This is a genomic window from Pontibacillus sp. ALD_SL1 (genome assembly GCF_017355605.1).
Window position 1 is genome coordinate 3,243,064 of the sequence record NZ_CP062974.1, and the last position, 18,176, is coordinate 3,261,239.

An 18,176-nucleotide genomic window follows, 5' to 3' on the forward strand; every position below is an offset into this window, starting at 1 on the left:
AAAATTGCGCACATAAAAAAGCACCAGAATCTACATAGAGAAGATTCTGGTGCTTCAATCGTTTATCGTTTCGTACGATAATCACGAATTAAGTTTAAGATTGGACGGTAATTTTGACTAATTAACCCTGTCACTTCAACGACTAGTTCAATTAAGATGAGCAAGGTAAATATGACAAATACGGATCCAAACATAGTGGCTTGGGAGAATATAACTGCTGCTAAACTAAACAGAGCAGCCATTGCATAGATCATAAGCACTGTTTCAGGGTGGCTATACCCTAATCGCAATAAGCAATGGTGCAAGTGTGATTTATCTGGAGATGATAACGGTTTGCGCTGAACAAACCTTCTCACAATAGCAAAGATTGTATCAGAAATTGGAACGCCTAGAATAATAACCGGGATAATGAACGAGAATAACGTAATGTTCTTAAATCCAAGCAATGAGAGGACACTTATAATAAAGCCTAAGAATAAAGCTCCTGTGTCTCCCATAAAGATCTTTGCTGGATAAAAGTTGTAGATCAAGAATCCTAGCGTACTTCCCAGTGTAATAAGCCCGATGATGGATACAAAGAAGTCACCCATTGCAATCGCCATACCTGAGATGGTTAATAAAGCAATCGAAGATACCCCTGCTGCAAGACCGTCAAGTCCGTCAATTAAGTTAATCGCATTCGTGATGCCCACAATCCATAGGATCGTAATCGGCACACTCATCCAACCAAACTGCAGCGTATCTCCAAATGGTAAGTTAATGTACTCAACTTTAACATTACCAGCTTGAACCACAATAAGGGCAGCGGCAAGTTGACCAGCAATTTTCCATTTCGGGGATAATTCCTTCATGTCATCAAGAACACCTGTGACAATAATAATCGTACTTCCGATTACAAGAGGCCATGTGTATCCTGAATCTGGGAAGAATAAGAGAACCCCAGCAACAAAGCTTAAGAATATCGCTAAGCCACCTAAACGTGGCATTAATTTTTGGTGTACTTTTCGTTCATTCGGTTTATCCGTCGCTCCAATTTTCACAGCTAACTTCTTCACAACGGGTGTGATGAGGATTGAAGCAATGAAACATAATAATAAGGCCTTAAACTCCATTTAAAAGACCCTCCTCGGTTCTAGTATGTCCAACTTTAATGTTCAAGAAGCAGTTATTACTTTCCAAATTCATGTATACCATTCCACTTTTCTGAGCAAACTACCATTAGGATTATAACACAACGTGCCCTCGTCTAGAATATCGGATTTACATCTTTATTTACCTTTTTTTGTCGACTTCAAACGACATTTCTCCCAAATGTATGTATAAATCCAGTTTAAATACGGGTTTAATCTTTATGTTATTAGACGAAAAGCAGGCTATAAAAGTTTCACTCTTAAGTATAATAAATAAATTTCGTTAGGATCCGTTTCATTTATGACTGTTGTGGGTATTTAAAAATAGAGGACATCCTTAAGTAAATAAGGATGCCCTATCATTAGTTCACTTCGGCTTCGTAATAATCAACAATTCCTTCTGTAATAGCTCTAGCATAAAGATCTCTGTAATAATTGGATGTAAGCTTTTCGTAGTCTCCACTATTTGTAATAAACCCAAGTTCAACTAGTACACTTGGCAATGTGTTGTAGTGAATAACGTAAAATTTATTATCCTTCACACCACGGTCATACATACCTGCAATGTCGACAAGTTTCCTCTGGATGTATCCAGCCAACGCGCGACCTTCTTCCACATTACTCAATTTCCTTGAATCATAGAATACTTCTGAACCTCTTGCACCTGGAGAAGCTGCATTTGTATGAATGCTCACAAAGAGATCACCCTTAACCTCCTGAGCATAGTCTACGCGCCCTTGAAGAGTTAAGAACTCATCTGCATCTCTAGTTAAAATTGGTGTGGCTCCACGTGCCTTTAATCGTTCTGCCACTCTTTGAGAAACATCGAGATTAATTTCTTTTTCCTGAGCTCCCCCACCTTGTGCTCCTGGGTCATGATCACCGTGGCCCGCATCAATGACGATACGTTGTCCTTCCACAGCTGTGCCGCCTACTTTCCGAAGCTTCATGTATGTCTTATGTACATATGCTTTTTGACCATTGAACTCAATTTCAGTCCAAAAATCTTCAAAATTATATACATCAACTACGTCACCCCGCGAAAGACTTCCTAACTTCTCAGAGCTAGCATTCGGTTCAGCTCTCACATTTAGAACATCCGCTGTTACCGTTCCAGTAGATAGTACTGGTTTGTCCTCAATAGTAGGCTCTTCATAAGACTTAATACTAAAGTTCTTCCTGTAACCCTGATCCATCTGCTTCCCTTTATCAGATGAAATGTCATTCTCTACTACAAGTTCATAATACCCACTACTAACGTATCCATCCTCTGGTGGATGAACGACTACCTTTTTACCATCTTCACTTACTTCATACGAAGGGATGTACTTTCCATTGTTTAATGTTTGAACATAAATGTTTTCTTGTAACGTTGCTTGATTGATTGGTGTATTGAATTCGATTGTCCATGTCTTATCCGGTTCTACGTCTGCTTCTTCCGGCAATTCTTCCCACACTGTCTCTGCTTGAGTCATCACCGGTACGAAAAACAAAACAATTAAACTTAGAAGTGCCCCTACGATTCTTCTTGTTGTCATCTAAGCTCCCCCAATTCATCATTATCTAGCATAGATAATATCATGAAAAACGAGGAAAATTCTATCCTTTTTGATAAATTAAGGTAAAAATATAGAATTATTTACATAACTTTGTCGATTTTTACCCACATACTATTGACCCTTTACAAATGAAAATATAACTAGAATTCAATCTCCATCCTCCTTCCAAATCTAGTAAGACCATGATGAATATCCTGAAATTTCGTGATATACTAATAATCGGTAATTACAGACATTGAGGAGCGTATAGTATGCTTGAGACAATCAGGAAATATTATGGAGATAAGAAATCAGAGCGTCAGTTGAAAATCTATGAAAAGAATGTCGAAACGATAAATGAATGGGAACATAAAATAGAAAGACTCTCAGATGAAGCATTACAGTCTAAAACGACAGAGTTTAAAGAGAGGTTAGCAGAAGGAGAAAGCGTAGAATCAATTAAAGAAGAAGCTTTTGCTGTTGTAAGGGAAGCTGCCAAACGTATATTAGGGATGCGTCATTATGACGTCCAATTAATTGGTGGACTTGTATTATTCGAAGGAAACATTGCTGAGATGATGACAGGTGAAGGAAAGACGTTGGTCGCATCCTTGCCGAGTTACTTGCGCGCTTTAGAAGGAAAAGGTGTACACGTCATCACAGTTAATGAGTACTTGGCTCAGCGCGACCGAGAATTAATTGGACCGATTCACGAATTTCTAGGACTTACTGTCGGGCTCAATATTACCCAAATGTCACCTGATGAGAAAAAACAGGCCTACCAGGCTGATATTACATATGGAATAGGAACAGAATTCGGGTTTGATTATTTGCGAGATAACATGGCACAGCAAGCTTCCCAAAGAGTCCAGCGCCCCTATCATTATGCCATTGTCGATGAAATTGATAGTGTCTTAGTAGATGAGGCAAAGACTCCCCTTATTATTGCCGGAAAGATGATGGCAAGTGCGCAGCTACACCGCGTTTGTGCTAAGCTTGCAAAATCATTCAAGGCTGAGGTTGATTATAATTTTGACGTAACGACCAAAGCGACAAGCTTAACAGAGGATGGAATCACAAAAGTTGAGCGTGCATTTGGCATAGACAACCTATTTGACTTAGAGCACCAAACGCTTTATCACTATGTGATCCAGGCCGTTCGCGCACATGTCATGTTCAAGCGTGATGTCGATTATATTGTCGACGAAGGTGAAGTTAAATTAATTGATATGTTCACAGGACGTATGATGGAAGGGCGCACGCTTTCTGATGGCCTTCACCAAGCAATCGAGGCTAAAGAAGGGCTTGAAATTACGGAAGAAAATAAGACACAAGCCAACATTACCATCCAAAACTACTTCCGAATGTACCCGATCCTTTCAGGAATGACGGGCACAGCGAAAACAGAAGAAAAGGAATTCCAACATACGTACCACATGGACGTCATACAGATTCCAACGAATAAACCTGTGATTCGCGAGGACTTAGAAGATTTGATCTACGCTACGAAAGAACAGAAATATGAAGCTATGGTTAACGAGGTAAAAGACCGTTATAGCAAAGGCCAACCTATTTTAATTGGAACAACATCAATCTTGCAATCTGAGACTGTCGCAAACTATTTAGATGAGGAAAATATTCCTTATGAATTGCTAAATGCGAAAAGTGTGGAGCAGGAAGTTCGTCTCATTTCACTAGCAGGTCAGAAAGGTCAAATTACAATTGCGACAAATATGGCCGGGCGCGGTACAGATATTATGCTTGGAGAAGGTGCTGCTGAAACAGGTGGTCTCCACGTGCTTGGAACAGAGCGCCACGAATCTCGCCGTATCGACAACCAGCTTAAAGGTCGCTCAGGCCGTCAAGGGGACCCTGGTTCGACACAGTTCATCATTTCAATGGAAGATGACATGTTGCACCGCTTCGCTGAAGAAGAAACAGAACGCAAGATGAAATCACTTAAAACAGATGAGAACGGGCTCGTTTTAAATAAAGATATGAACAAGTTCATTGATACCGTTCAGCGAATTTCAGAAGGAAGCAATTTCAATATTCGAGAGTTTAACTTAAAGCTCGATGATGTGATCAACGACCAACGCGGAGTCATTTACACATTGCGTAACCAAATTCTAGAGTCCAATACTTCCTTAGAATTTATCCTTCCTTATATAAAAGACTATCTTCTTGAGATCGTAGAGAAAGAATGTCCGGAAACCATCGTACCTGAAAAATGGAATATCGGTCATCTAGAAGAAGAAGTGAACCGCGCAGCTCCTTTAATCGAAACGAACATGACAGAGCAATCCTTCGAAAGTATGGAAGATGTGAAGGAGTATGTTCAGAAAGTAGCAGAAGAATATACATCTAAGATTGATGTGTTACGCAAAAATATAATGCTTCAGAATCGCTTGAAACAAGTATCTATTGCTGTTATTGACCGTCAATGGATTCGTCACCTAGAGATCATGAACCGTCTTCGTGAAGGAATTGGTATGCGCCAGTATCAACAAGAAGATCCACTGCGCCTGTACCAGAACGAAGGGCTCGATGTGTTCCATCACACCATGTTTGAAATGAAACGAGAGATGGTGCTTCAGCTCTCTAGATTTGTACAAGGAATCAACAACGGTAAGAAAAAATAACGACAAAAGGAGGATCTAACTACCGTGTTAAATTTTTTAAAACGCAACAAGAAAAATCAAGAAGACTCCGAAAAGCCTTCTAACGATTCTACCGTAGATGCTGAGGACTTATTAGATGGGGTGGAATCAGATTCTTCCTCTGAAGAAGTAGAAACCGAACTGTCGATCAACCCTAATTGGAAGTTAGGGGAAGAAGATATCTACGTTTACCGTTTCATGAACAACGAAAACCCTCCTCTTCTGCCTAACCAATTGTCATTGGCGGCCTTTGAGCTAAAGAAATTAGAGGGTGATATGATCGCTGCTGGGGCGTTTGTCCGTAGCTCTCTTAATAAGAAAATCACATTTAATAGTACAACCATCCTTCTGATGAAAAACGATGGAACAAAGCTTGGGCGAAAGCAATTTGACTTATCTGAAGTAGGGGAACTTCCGGCGCGATCCAGTCGCCCTCACCTCTTCTTATTTGACAAAAAGGACTTATTTGTCCCAATTGAAGAAGTTCCAGCTGATGATTGGAAGCTTGCTTTCGAGATGAGGAAATCCTCCCAAAAGCATACGCTCGAATTAGCCGACAGTTGGCAGGAATCAATGGCCAGTGAAGAGTATGAGAAACTGAAAGATTATACAGAGTCCCTTACACCCCCTAAGCCAGGTGAGGTGAACTTTATGGGATTGCGTGCTCATGAGACAGACAACGGGGACTTACACGTAACGATGTTGATTCGTAACGGAAGTTCTAAAGGCATAAACCTCCAACAACTTCCTCTTCAATTCGAAGATGCGAGTGGAGTTCCTGTTGCTAAAGGTGGATTCAAGCTACAAGATTTCAATGTTTCGGCAAACACGAGTAAGCCATGGACATTTATTTTCCCGAAATCGATCATTCAAACGGAAGAGCTTGACTTAAGCACCTGGAAAGCCTATCCCTTACAAAATCAGCAATAGAAACAAGAAAAGCTGAACTTCTCCAATGAGAAGTTCAGCTTTCTTTGTTTAGAACACGGTTAAGTAGATTACTTGTTTTGCTCTTTACTAAGCTGTTTCGCCTCTTCAAGAGCTTCAATGTTACTCTTGATTAACTGGTAAACACTTATGTTTGGATTGCCCACGGATTGCTCTGTACTTTCTAGTTGATGAAGAAAGAAGCTAGCAGAAAAAGAAAGAAACGCACTCTTACTAATTCCAAGCTCTTGTGTCTTTTCATCTATTTTATTAAACAAGTCCTCTTCAACAGAAACACTTATCTTTTTCTTAGCCATAACAACGACCTCCTCATCTAATCATAAAATTGTGATTTATTGTTGTAAAGAGTCTCACGTCCTACCAAACCTCGAATTACCCTCTCTCCACGAATTCTCTCATGATATACTAGAAAAAAATAGAAAAGGAGGTGTATACGTGGAAAGCCGTCTCAGAATTCTGGTCATAACCTTGGTTTCTTTCTTAGCTCTCTCCTTCCTTCCATCTATCATTCAAGCGAATGATAACGAGGAAGAAATGAAGGAATACATAAAAAACGAATACGTAGATGAACTAGATCCTACTCTACTAGAGCATGACCTACCTACGATTTTAAATCATTTAGATGTGTATTCTACGTATTTCTCAAAAGAAGAACTAAGAGATTTCAAGAACAGAATCAATCGAAAATATGTAGGAATCGGGATTGCAGTTGCAGCCCATGACGAAGGCCTCCAAGTCTCTGAAGTTTACAAACATACTCCTGCAGAAAAAGCTGGTATAAAAGTAGGTACTATTATTTTATCAGTTAATGGGATCATTTTGAAAAGGGAAGATCTGGAACAATCGATCGCACATCTGTCAGGTGAACCCGATTCTACTTTGACGATAACCGTATTACAAGATTCTAAAACCAAAACCTTAACGCTAACACGGGAAGAAATTCAATTGCCAGCTGTTACAGGAAAACGAATCGGAGGAAAAACGGGGTACCTCAAGATTCATATGTTTAGTTCTTCGACACTTGCTGAGCTCGAACGCCTATCTCAATCCATGGGCAATGTCAGTCATTGGATCATTGACCTCCGCAACAACCCAGGTGGATATTTGACAGCCGCTCAACAAGTCTTGGGGTTATTTCCGAGTGTAAAAACCGCTATGCACGCCCAGTTTAGAGACAATACATACCAATATAGCGCATCGGATCTCACGTATAAGTTAGACCATCCGACATCTCTATTAATCAATGAAAATAGTGCTAGCGCTTCTGAGATTGTGGCGGGTGCTCTAAAAGATTACAAAGCCGCTACTCTTTACGGAGAGACTACATTTGGAAAAGGGTTAATGCAAGAGCTAAAAGAATTTAGTGATGGCAGTGGCGTTAAGCTCTCCATCGCCCGTTTCTTTACTCCACAGCACAACACCATTAATGAAGTTGGTGTTGAACCAGACATCCCTACGTCCACCCCATTACTAGATGCTCATTCAGAGGCTTTAAAGGAGCTAAGCTATGATAGATTTAATAAACTCTCAGTAGATCGGGATAAAACATTTACCATTAACACCAACACTTCTGTAAACATGGAAGAATTACAAGCTGCTATTCACCTATTTCCTTTAGGCGGTACCGACTTGCCTTTCACATTAAATCAAGAAGATGCTGATACCTTCGTGTTAGATCCAGATCAGGACCTGGAATTAAATCAAACATATCGGTTACTGATTGAGCCTGGGTGGAGGGGAACGAATGGCATCTCTTCTACTAAAGGGATTCTGCAGCCCATCTCCGTACATCCATAGAAAGCACCCTTTCTATGCTTATATGGAAAACATAATCAACACGAAACATTTACAAAACCAATGAAAAAGGCTGTTTCTATTTATAGAAACAGCCTTTTTTTTATTCTACCTGAAAGATTTTATAAACCTCTTCCTTCATGTGGACCCCTTTTGAAGAAGTGACTTCATCTGTAATGAGGAGCTTGTAAAATTGAACCCCTTCGTACCCTTCTTCTGGAGCTTCTACATAAACTTTAGTTTGATCACTACTAAGACGAACTTCAATGCGATCTACTATATCTCCATTAGCATCGACTACATAGATAGATTCTCCTGAAACAGAGGAATCGAGTAGTGTGGTATTAAATTCGACTCTCCACCCTTTATTGTCTCGAACGTACTCGTAGTCCGCTGGTTCATCGATTTCCGTATCTTCAGAATCATCATATGAAGCGCGGAGTCTGTCTAAGAAAATCACACCTCTATTTTTATTGTCCTCGTCTATTTCTGCAATGTAGATCCGGCTTACTGATAATGGGAGCGCTGCTGTGTCAGGGATCTCTGCGGTCACATACTGCCATCCGCTCCAGTCGAGCTCTCCTTGTTCAGTGAAGCTGATTGTAACCGTTTTACCGTTACCATCGATTAATTTCCCACGAAGCCAATGATCATGGTCATCCCCATACACCCACATGCCTATATGGTCTGGACGGCCATCTATAGAAATTGGATTCTTTCGAGCGATGTAAGAAGCGGCTGTCCCGGTCTGTCCCGTTACGAAATCGTACTCAAATCGCATAGATGCGTCACCCGCAACAAGAGGTTCAAAACCTGTGCTCAAACGATTCGCCCCTTTTGACCGTACTGCATCAAAGGACCAAGCATTATTACTTGTGAATTCGTCTAAAACTTGCGCTTCTCCTCCAACGGTTACAGAAGTTTTATACTCGTTTCCGTTTAACGTTGCTACAACTGAGCCTTTGGCAGCTTCATTACCTGCAGAAAGGGTTCCATCCTGATTAATGGTCCCGATCGAACCTTCAGTTGACCATTCCACCGTACTTTTGTCAAAGATAAGTTCTTCATTATCTAAATACGCATTAGCATGAAAATCCTGCTTTGTATCTGTCCCAAGTCGTACATCACTTGGAGAGATCGTAAACCGATCCACGTCCTCTACTACTTCAACAGGAAGCTCTTTTGTTGCAGTGCCATATGTCACAACAATAGCCCCTGAACCTTCACGATCAGCCACGAAGCGATTCCCCTCCATACGGCCAACGTTGCCGTTCACAGAGTAACGGATATTACTTTCATTTATAGAAATCGGATAATTATATTGGTCAAATAACGAACCCACTTCTACCTCAACGGATGACCCGGCCATAATCTTCCCTTCCCTCGCCTTTTGAGCTTCCAGGTGAGTCGGCTGGCCATCTGTAGCCGTATTGACGGCATGAAGGGTTGTGGAAACAGAGCGCTGCCATCCGTCTGACGGAGAGTTTACAACACTCGGCAATGTATTCCCACGCTGACGTACAGCCATCGTTGTAGAGCCTCCGCCATCTAGATTCATAGCTTGATAGATTCCTTTACTTTCTAAGTATTCGGCAAACTCAGTAAGGTTCATGCCATCGCTGTATCCATTTTGGCGACCATCCACGGTGGCAAAATAAACCTTAGAACCGTCCTTACTAGTTCCAACCGCCGTGCGCGGATGACGTTCACTTGCACGATAGCTATCTTCATTCATCGAAATATCAACTTGTCCATTTTGTACAAGCATTGGACCACTACCTAGCATATACTGCGTATCCTTCCATGCCGATGGGATATCAATGCTTAAGGATAGATCGTCACCAACTTCAATATCACTATACCTTGAAGCAAGCGCACCACCTTGGATGGATAACACGAAGCCATCATCAGGTACTTGCGTTCGACCTTCTTTTCCATATAGTCGAATTTTTGTAACATTGCCTGTTACTTGTTCGCCGAAATCAACTTCGGAACTATCTAGTGGTTTATCTAAATTGTCCACGGTGATCTCAATTCCGTATTTATTTGATTTGGTCCAATCGAAACGGTAGGACGGTGTGTAGACGATGATCTCCCCTGCCTCACGGTCCTTATTCACAGAGTCAACGTTTACCCTGTCTCCATCATGCTCAAATTCCATATCAAAATAAAATTCGCCAACTTGTGCACGGCCATTATCATCCATTCCAAATGCAGTAGGAATGCTCATATACCCATTCGAATCAGACGAGATCGCTCCTAAGTTAAAGATCGACTGGTCCTCCGAAACGAGATAAGCCGGAAGGGCATTATTCGTGTGGAAAAACGAGCCGTTAATGGAACCAAGGACGCGATTTCCTTCCTTACTAATGGACTTTGCCTGTGTCGTCACAGGACTCAATGACGGAAATGGAACAGGATAATTCATCTGAACAGTATTATAAGATTTGGATACATCCACTTCCATAATATTAGTCGTCTCTTCTAAGTATCCGGAATCCATTTGCTCTTTTCTATGAGTCACTCCCGGAGCAACCTCATTATTCTCTTTCACTTGATAACTGGCAGCAGAAACACTCGGCGATTCTGCAGTCCAGTCTAGCATTGGTATATTGTAAGCCGTCCCTATGATTGTAAAGATCATCATTAAAGAAAGAACGCGAACAAACCAAAGCTGTCTCGTATCCTTATGTAACATTCGTCTCCCCCTTATATGTCTGTAAAAAAACCAAACTACTAAAATAATACAGTTTAGTAAGACATTTTCTCAATAGACTTATGTAGGATTTTCATAGATTTTGACGAAAAAAGGGAGACAAATGCTAAAAAAGTAGTTATTTCGTAATTTTTGATGACTTGTCCACACAAAAAATATGGTCCATAAAGAGCGAGTACTTAGTGATCTCCTCGAACCATCGTAATTTCTTTTATAAGCTGTTGGATTAGCTGATCTGTATTTGCAATGGAAGCTTTCTCTGTATCATCTATAATCGTTTGCAAAATACTTCGCAAACGTTCTTGTGTTAGTGAATTCATACCTTCCACCTCTCTCTTTTTACATGATACGGTGGTCGGTGTCCATGTGATACAAAATTAGGCTTGCCTTTTACAAAGAGGATGGCCTCTTTAAGCGATGCCTTAACCAAAACAAACCGCATGCGAGTAGAGCTCCTGCTGTATCAAGCAAAACATCGCCCGCATACGGCGTTCTGTTCGGAGTAAATCCCTGGTGAATCTCATCGAACACGGCATACAAAAACGTGAACAAAAGGCTCATTAAGGCAGACCTACCCCAAGTTAGATTCGTAGTTTTGCGAAGCGCAATATAAAAGAACACACATAATAGTAGAAATACACTCACGTGAGCCCCTTTTCGAATGAAAAATTCCACAAGACCATTCACACCAAGGACCTTCACGCTCACTTCAGAATGATGATACGTAAATTGAATCCAATCAAGCATAGGAGCCAAAAATGATAAGTCCAACACGTCACTCATAAACGGTTTAATATCCTGCTCCTCATAAGGCGTCGAAGAAGAATAAAAAATAACCCCCATCCACACCAAAGGCCACAACCAATACCTCACAAACACCCCCCCTTTCCCGCCTATCTTACCACACTACAACACTAAAGCGTGCCAGACACCAAGCTTATCGGTAAAGCACTAAAGCGTGTCTGGCACCCTGCTTCCTGGTAAAGCGCTAAAGGGTGTCTGACACCATGCTTCCTGGTAAAGCACTAAATGGTGTCTGACACCATGCTTCCTGGTAAAGCACTAAAGCGTGTCTGACACCATGCATGGCTTTAAATGGGGAAAGGATGGTTAGGAGTTGGATTTTGGTGGATACTGGGATTATAATGGAAGTATGATAATGAGAGGGGTTGTAGTGTAATGTCGATTAAAAAGGCAATCATTCCAGCTGCTGGACTTGGGACAAGGTTTTTACCAGCCACGAAGGCGATGCCAAAAGAAATGCTGCCCATTGTGGACAAACCAACCATCCAGTATATTGTGGAAGAAGCAATTGATTCCGGAATTGAGGATATCATTATTGTAACCGGAAAAGGGAAGCGGGCAATCGAGGACCATTTTGATCATGCACCTGAACTTGAAGATAATCTCATAAGTAAAGAAAAGTTCGACCTCCTTGAAAAAGTAAAGCAACCATCTAAAGTTGAAATTCACTACATAAGACAGAAAGAACCAATGGGACTGGGTCACGCTGTATGGTGCGCCCGTAAGTTTATCGGAAACGAGCCGTTTGCCGTACTTCTTGGTGATGATATTGTTCGAGCTGAGACACCTTGCTTGAAACAACTCATTCAACAATATGAAGAAACGAAAACATCCATTGTAGGTGTTCAGAGTGTTCCGGATGAAGAAACTCATCGTTATGGAATTATTGATCCCGATCACCACAGCGGCGATCGCTATCACGTTCGTCAGTTTATTGAAAAACCTGCACAAGGTGAGGCACCTTCAAACCTAGCGATCATGGGTCGCTATATTCTAACCCCTGAAGTCATGATGTTTTTGGACAAACAAGAACTCGGCGCAGGTGGTGAGGTTCAGCTCACAGATGCTATTCAGAAGTTAAATGAGATTCAGCGTGTCTTTGCTTTTGAATTCCAAGGAGATCGCTACGACGTAGGCGAGAAGCTTGGTTTTATTAAAACAACGATGGAACTCGCTTTAGAAAGAGAGGAATTGCGAGATGATCTCCTCACTTTCATGGATAAGACGTTAGAGCGTTATAAACTTGATCATTATTAAAATGCCGACCGGGGGACCTACCTCCGGTTTTCTTTTTTCCATAAAAATAACTCATCGTGTTTTTATCTTCAAAAAAAGAATTTTAAATGTTAATATTTTAGTTTATTTAAGAAAAAACTAGGTTAATGGTAGGGAAGATACTATACTGAATATATTTCGTTAAAAACAACCTATACATTGATTGACAGACATCGGAATGATTCGAGTATAATATTAAGCACGCTATTTTATTAGGAGGCTTTTATTAGAAAATGGGACAACCACAGAGGAAGAAATTAGATAAGACCCTTAAGCCCCACTGGGTTTGGGCAATTGCATTCGGTTCCGCCGTTGGGTGGGGTGCTTTTGTACTACCGACAGATTGGCTTGCGGGCAATGGACCATTACCAGTAGTCATTGGTTTCTTGTTGGGAGCTATACTAATGACAGTAATCGGTGTAAGCTACGGATTTCTCATTAAACAATTCCCTGTATCAGGAGGAGAATTCGCTTATGCTTATATTGGTTTTGGCCGAACCCATGCTTTCGTTGCAGGGTGGTTCTTAACGCTTGGTTACATATGTACAGTTGCATTAAATTCCTCGGCTCTTGCCTTATTAGGTAAGTTCTTATTCCCGAGCATTGTGAAAGTCGTCCCCCTTTATACCATTGCAGGTTGGGACGTTTACCTCGGTGAAATCATTATTTCTACTGTTACATTAATCGTTTTTGCTTTCTTAAATATCCGAGGCGCCAGCTTTTCTGGGCGTTCTCAATTTATCTTCACAATGGTCTTATTATCTGGAGTCATTTTACTTGCTATCGGAGCGATTGTAAGCGATCAAGCGACTGCTTCTAATATGCAGCCACTCGTTGCTCCAAGTAAACCAGCTATCGCATCGATCTTGGCCATCGTAGCTATCACTCCTTGGGCATATCTTGGTTTTGATAATATACCGCAGGCTGCAGAGGAATTCGATTTTCCTCCTAACAAGGCCTTTAAATTAATCGTCTATGCATTGCTTGCTGCAGGACTTGCTTATTCTGTTATGGTGCTTACCGTTTCTAGTTTAGCTCCTTGGCAAGAGTTAGCCGGATCAGCCTCTGCGTGGGCAACGGGTGACGCTATTGACAGCATATTCGGTCGCCTTGGCATATTTATTATCGCTACAGCATTAATTATGGGTATTTTCACAGGCTTAAACGGATTCTATCTATCCTCAAGTCGTTTAATGTTTGCGATGGGACGTGCTCGTGTTTTACCACAAATGTTCCACCGTCTACATCCAAAATACAACACACCTTACGTTGGAATTATCTTTACTTCGATCTTGTGCTTAATCGCTCCTTGGTTTGGACGCGAAGTACTGTTATGGATCGTTGATATGTCATCCATTGGTGTAACCATTGCATACTTCTATTGCTGTGCAACAGCATTCCGTATGTCGAAATCAAAAGTTCAGAAGACCTTTGCCACTTTAGGGATTATCAGTGCCGCTACATTCTTCTTCTTACTAACAATGTGGTTCTTAGATTCTTCTCTATCTGCTCCATCCTATATCGCATTAGCTGTTTGGGCAGGGCTAGGACTTCTCTTCTATCTCTTTAAACAGAAAGAATACAACGCTATACCACGTAAAGAATTGAACTACTTGATCACAGAAAAAGAAGAAATCCCGCAAAACAAATAAAACCAACGAAAGCCAACCGCTACATTTTCAGCGGTTGGCTTTTTCATTTCTCTAACACATTACCACTGTAAAGCCCCACACGGTGTCAGACACCCTTCAGCTCTGTAAAGAATCACAGCGTGCCAGACACCCTGCAGTGCTTTAATAGACTGCAGGGTGTCTGGCACGCTTCACTTCTCTAATACAGTGAGGTTTGTGGCGGTCGAGGGTATATATTACGGGATTTGCTTCTTTTGTCCTTGTTTTTGTTAATGGGTGTTTACATTTGAGTCTTTGTGATGATTTTGTAATTTTTACTAAAATAATCATTTTGTCAGTGCAATCGGTTCCATCCTTGCCAGTACAAGCTCATAGTCCTTTATACCCCTATGTTTCAGAACGATTACAACCATTGCAACACTTGTAAAACCCCGCTATATTAAGGAGGCAATCGATTGCACAATGAATCTACACAAAAAAATCTACTTTTATGAGGTGACAGATCACATGTACAAACCATCTAAGCGCCTGACCCGCTTATTCGCTACAACGGCAATTGCTGCAACGGTATTCACTGCAGCTGCACCTAACGTTCTAGCCGTGACACAACCACATCCCGACCAAGAGCTAAATCAAGAAAATGTTAAGAAGCAAATGGAAGTTCAATCCGTTGAGCAACTAGAAGACGGTGTGAAATTAACATTAACTGACCAGAAAGAAGCCTACATACGTTTATTCGCTGAAGATATGGCGAAGGTTTCGATCCTTGAGCAAGGTGAAGAAGAGTACTTCTCTGAAGGAATTGCAAAGAAAGAATGGGACGCTCCTTCTTTTGACGTAGAGGATGAAGGAAATGTTGTAACCCTTTCTACTGATGAAATTACGGTTAAGATTAAAAAGCAGCCGTTCGGCGTTAAATTCCTAGATAAAGAAGGCAACGTCATTAACGAAGATTACATGCAAAACGGGGCTGGTTACGATAACGACAAGCCTTACGTTTACAAGAAGACAAACAAAGACGAAGCTTTCTATGGTTTCGGTGAACAAGCTGGCCTTAACGTGAACCAACGCGGTGAGAGCATCGGGATGTTCAACACAGATGCTTATGCTTATCAGACAGACACGAAGTATCTTTACACTTCAATCCCATTCTTCATGGGCCTGAAAAATGATAAAGCATACGGAATCTTTTTCGATAACACCAACCGTTCTTATTTTGAAATGGCAAGTGAAAGCGACGATTACTACTACTTCTACGCAGATAACGGGAAATTAACGTACTACTTCATGTACGGGCCTGAAATTCAGGATGTATTAGATCGTTATACAGAACTTACAGGAAAAATGGAGAAACCAGCGAAGTGGACTCTTGGCCTGCATCAAAGTAAATGGGGCTATACAGCTGAAGAAATTGAGAATGTTGCCAAAACATACCGCGAGAAAGAAATCCCACTAGATACGATGCACTTTGACATCGACTACATGGATGAGTACCGCGTATATACATGGGCTGATGATTACGCAAGCGAAGAACTTCATAACAACCTAGACAATATGAACTTCCACAAAATCGCAATCAATGACCCAGCTGTTAAGAAAGACCCTGGCTATTTCATGTACGATGAAGGAACAGAGAACGAATACTGGGCGAAAAATCCAGACGGTACGAATTTCGTAGGCGAAGTTTGGCCTGGTGACTCTGTGTTCCCTGACTTCTCTAAAGAAGAAGTTCGCGACTGGTGGGCTGATCACTCTAAAATCCTTTATGATCAAGGCATTGACGGAATATGGAACGACATGAACGAACCTGCTGTATTCGATGGTCCATATCACACAGCTCCACTAGATGTTACATTCGGCGAAGGTGAGAACAAGCGTACACACGCAGAGTACCACAACCTTTATGGTCATGACGAAGCAGAAGCAACGTACGAAGGTGCGATGCAGCACAACCCTGAAGAGCGTCCATTCGTTCTAACTCGCGACATGTATGCTGGTACACAGCGCTACGCAGCTCTTTGGACAGGTGATAACGTAAGCCAATGGGATCACCTTCAAATGTCCATCCCAATGAACGCAAACGTTGGTCTTTCCGGTCAGCCATTCGTAGGTAACGATATTGGTGGTTTCGCAGATCGTCCAGACGCTGAAATGTACGCTCGTTGGATTGAAGTTGGCGCATTCCTGCCATTCTCCCGCGTACACTATGACAGTGATGCGAAAGCAGCGGTTAAACAAGGACAAGAGCCTTGGGCATTCGGTCAAGAAGTTGAGGACATCAGTAAGAAATACATTGAAATGCGCTATAAGCTAATGCCTTACCTATACAATACGTTCGTAGATGCAGCTGAAACAGGCTCCCCTGTTCAACAGCCACTTGTGTATCAGTTCCAAGAGGATGAGAATACGTACGACATTAGCGATCAGTTCATGTTCGGTGAAGAAATGATGCTTGCTCCTGTTGTGAAAGAAGGACAGACAGAGCGTGATGTTTACCTTCCTGAAGGTGAAAAATGGGTAGATTATTGGACTGGAAAAGAGTATCAAGGCGGCCAAACGATTCACACGGCAGCTGAACTTGACCACCTGCCAATTTACGTGAAGAAGGATGCAATGATCCCTACACGCGAAGTACAACAGTACACGGATGAAAAACCACTCGAGAACCTAGTACTTGATACGTACCTAGATGAAGAAGCAAGCTACTCTTTCTATGAAGATGATGGCGCGACAATCGATTACAAAGACGGTGAGTATAACATTACAAACCTAAATGTGGTCCGTAAAGGGAAGCACATCGAATTTACGCAAGAGAAAGAAGCAACCGGCTATGACAGTGAGCTTGACTCTTACACACTTAAGTTAAATAATGAAAAAGCACCGAAGAAAATCAAAGCGGCTCGAGCGAAATACGCTGAAGTTTCTTCTGTAGAAGAAGTAAAAGCACAGCAAGAAACGTACTTCTTTGATGAAGAAACAAGCACACTTTATGTAAACGTCCCTGCTAATGAAGATCATAAAGTGAAGATCTTAGGTGGCAACAAGGATCATGAAGATGAAGAGCGCGATGATGACGAACGTGACGAACAGCGTGAAGATGAAGAGCGCGATGATGACGAGCGTGACGAACAGCGTGAAGATGAAGAGCGCGATGATGATGAACGTGACGAGCAGCGTGAAGATGAAGAGCGCGATGATGACGAACGTGACGAGCAGCGTGAAGAAGAAGATCACGAAGATGACGAACGTGACGAGCAGCGTGAAGATGAAGATCACGAAGATGACGAACGTGACGAGCAACGTGAAGAAGAAGATCACGAAGATGACGAAAACAGTAATGATTGGAACGCTACCCACACAAGCTGGGAAGATAAACGTGACCAAATAGAAGAACGCATTGAAGAGCGTCGCAGCACGTTTAGAGAACGTATTCAGCAATTTAAATTCAAATTCAGTGGCGATAACAATAGCTTCACTTTCTTTAACATTTTTAACAGATAAAAAAGTACCGGCACCCCCTTACCCTTGCAAATACTTGCGAATTGTATAAGGATTGCCTGTACCACTCACATCTGAAAAATGGTAAAGTGTTATAGGGAGCATATCATGCTAATGTAAAAGCCATCTTAAGACTAACAGGCCTTCCTGTTAGTCTTTTTCTTTCAAAAAAATTGAACATA

12 protein-coding genes are annotated in these 18,176 nt (G+C 41.5%); 6 read left to right on the forward strand and 6 right to left on the reverse strand.

Annotation, left to right across the window (positions count from 1 at the left end; all coding sequences use genetic code 11):
• Positions 1-62 precede the first annotated feature (62 nt).
• Complete coding sequence (locus tag IMZ31_RS16390; protein ID WP_036783028.1) at positions 63-1,112, reverse strand: glycosyltransferase family 4 protein; 1,050 nt, start codon at positions 1,110-1,112, stop codon at positions 63-65.
• A 380-nt stretch (positions 1,113-1,492) separates the two neighbouring features.
• The gene (locus IMZ31_RS16395; RefSeq protein ID WP_207528331.1) at positions 1,493-2,668 is read right to left on the reverse strand and encodes an N-acetylmuramoyl-L-alanine amidase family protein; all 1,176 of its coding nucleotides are present in this window, start codon (positions 2,666-2,668) and stop codon (positions 1,493-1,495) included.
• Positions 2,669-2,940: 272 nt separating this feature from the next.
• Here IMZ31_RS16395 and secA2 point away from each other — a divergent pair, with 272 nt between their 5' ends.
• Both secA2 and IMZ31_RS16405 read left to right on the forward strand, forming a co-directional pair.
• The gene (secA2, locus tag IMZ31_RS16400; protein ID WP_207528332.1) at positions 2,941-5,310 is read left to right on the forward strand and encodes an accessory Sec system translocase SecA2; all 2,370 of its coding nucleotides are present in this window, start codon (positions 2,941-2,943) and stop codon (positions 5,308-5,310) included.
• 24 nt (positions 5,311-5,334) lie between these two features.
• Positions 5,335-6,258 (forward strand): accessory Sec system S-layer assembly protein, encoded by a 924-nt coding sequence (locus tag IMZ31_RS16405; RefSeq protein ID WP_207528333.1) that lies wholly within the window; start codon positions 5,335-5,337, stop codon positions 6,256-6,258.
• Positions 6,259-6,326: 68 nt separating this feature from the next.
• On the opposite strand, the gene IMZ31_RS16410 is transcribed toward IMZ31_RS16405, so the two are convergent.
• Complete coding sequence (locus IMZ31_RS16410) at positions 6,327-6,572, reverse strand: hypothetical protein (RefSeq protein WP_036783037.1); 246 nt, start codon at positions 6,570-6,572, stop codon at positions 6,327-6,329.
• A gap of 139 nt (positions 6,573-6,711) precedes the next feature.
• Here IMZ31_RS16410 and IMZ31_RS16415 point away from each other — a divergent pair, with 139 nt between their 5' ends.
• On the forward strand, positions 6,712-8,073 hold the full coding sequence (locus IMZ31_RS16415; protein WP_207528334.1) for a S41 family peptidase: 1,362 nt from the start codon (positions 6,712-6,714) through the stop codon (positions 8,071-8,073).
• A 100-nt stretch (positions 8,074-8,173) separates the two neighbouring features.
• On the opposite strand, the gene IMZ31_RS16420 is transcribed toward IMZ31_RS16415, so the two are convergent.
• From IMZ31_RS16420 to IMZ31_RS16430, 3 genes are all read right to left on the reverse strand, one after another.
• A complete protein-coding gene (locus tag IMZ31_RS16420; RefSeq protein ID WP_207528335.1) occupies positions 8,174-10,768 on the reverse strand; it encodes a phosphodiester glycosidase family protein in 2,595 nt (864 codons plus the stop codon).
• A 197-nt stretch (positions 10,769-10,965) separates the two neighbouring features.
• Positions 10,966-11,106 carry a hypothetical protein gene (locus IMZ31_RS16425; RefSeq protein ID WP_207528336.1) on the reverse strand — a complete coding sequence of 47 codons (141 nt, stop codon included), beginning with the start codon at positions 11,104-11,106 and terminating at the stop codon, positions 10,966-10,968.
• Between the two features lie 70 nt (positions 11,107-11,176).
• Positions 11,177-11,659 (reverse strand): VanZ family protein, encoded by a 483-nt coding sequence (locus IMZ31_RS16430; RefSeq protein WP_242705591.1) that lies wholly within the window; start codon positions 11,657-11,659, stop codon positions 11,177-11,179.
• Between the two features lie 306 nt (positions 11,660-11,965).
• Here IMZ31_RS16430 and galU point away from each other — a divergent pair, with 306 nt between their 5' ends.
• From galU to IMZ31_RS16445, 3 genes are all read left to right on the forward strand, one after another.
• Positions 11,966-12,847: a UTP--glucose-1-phosphate uridylyltransferase GalU gene (gene galU, locus IMZ31_RS16435; RefSeq protein ID WP_207528337.1), complete on the forward strand. Its 882-nt coding sequence runs from the start codon at positions 11,966-11,968 to the stop codon at positions 12,845-12,847.
• Positions 12,848-13,098: 251 nt separating this feature from the next.
• Positions 13,099-14,517, forward strand: coding sequence for an APC family permease (locus IMZ31_RS16440; RefSeq protein WP_207528338.1), 1,419 nt, complete (start codon positions 13,099-13,101; stop codon positions 14,515-14,517).
• 441 nt (positions 14,518-14,958) lie between these two features.
• Complete coding sequence (locus IMZ31_RS16445) at positions 14,959-17,997, forward strand: glycoside hydrolase family 31 protein (RefSeq protein ID WP_242705592.1); 3,039 nt, start codon at positions 14,959-14,961, stop codon at positions 17,995-17,997.
• Positions 17,998-18,176 lie beyond the last annotated feature (179 nt).

Coding starts and splice junctions, on each gene's coding strand:
- IMZ31_RS16440 (WP_207528338.1), top strand. CDS start 13,099: ATGGGACAACCACAGAGGAAGAAATTAGATAAGACCCTTAAGCCCCAC.
- IMZ31_RS16445 (WP_242705592.1), top strand. CDS start 14,959: ATGAATCTACACAAAAAAATCTACTTTTATGAGGTGACAGATCACATG.
- IMZ31_RS16410 (WP_036783037.1), bottom strand. CDS start 6,572: ATGGCTAAGAAAAAGATAAGTGTTTCTGTTGAAGAGGACTTGTTTAAT.
- IMZ31_RS16395 (WP_207528331.1), bottom strand. CDS start 2,668: ATGACAACAAGAAGAATCGTAGGGGCACTTCTAAGTTTAATTGTTTTG.
- secA2 (WP_207528332.1), top strand. CDS start 2,941: ATGCTTGAGACAATCAGGAAATATTATGGAGATAAGAAATCAGAGCGT.
- IMZ31_RS16390 (WP_036783028.1), bottom strand. CDS start 1,112: ATGGAGTTTAAGGCCTTATTATTATGTTTCATTGCTTCAATCCTCATC.
- IMZ31_RS16425 (WP_207528336.1), bottom strand. CDS start 11,106: ATGAATTCACTAACACAAGAACGTTTGCGAAGTATTTTGCAAACGATT.
- galU (WP_207528337.1), top strand. CDS start 11,966: ATGTCGATTAAAAAGGCAATCATTCCAGCTGCTGGACTTGGGACAAGG.
- IMZ31_RS16420 (WP_207528335.1), bottom strand. CDS start 10,768: ATGTTACATAAGGATACGAGACAGCTTTGGTTTGTTCGCGTTCTTTCT.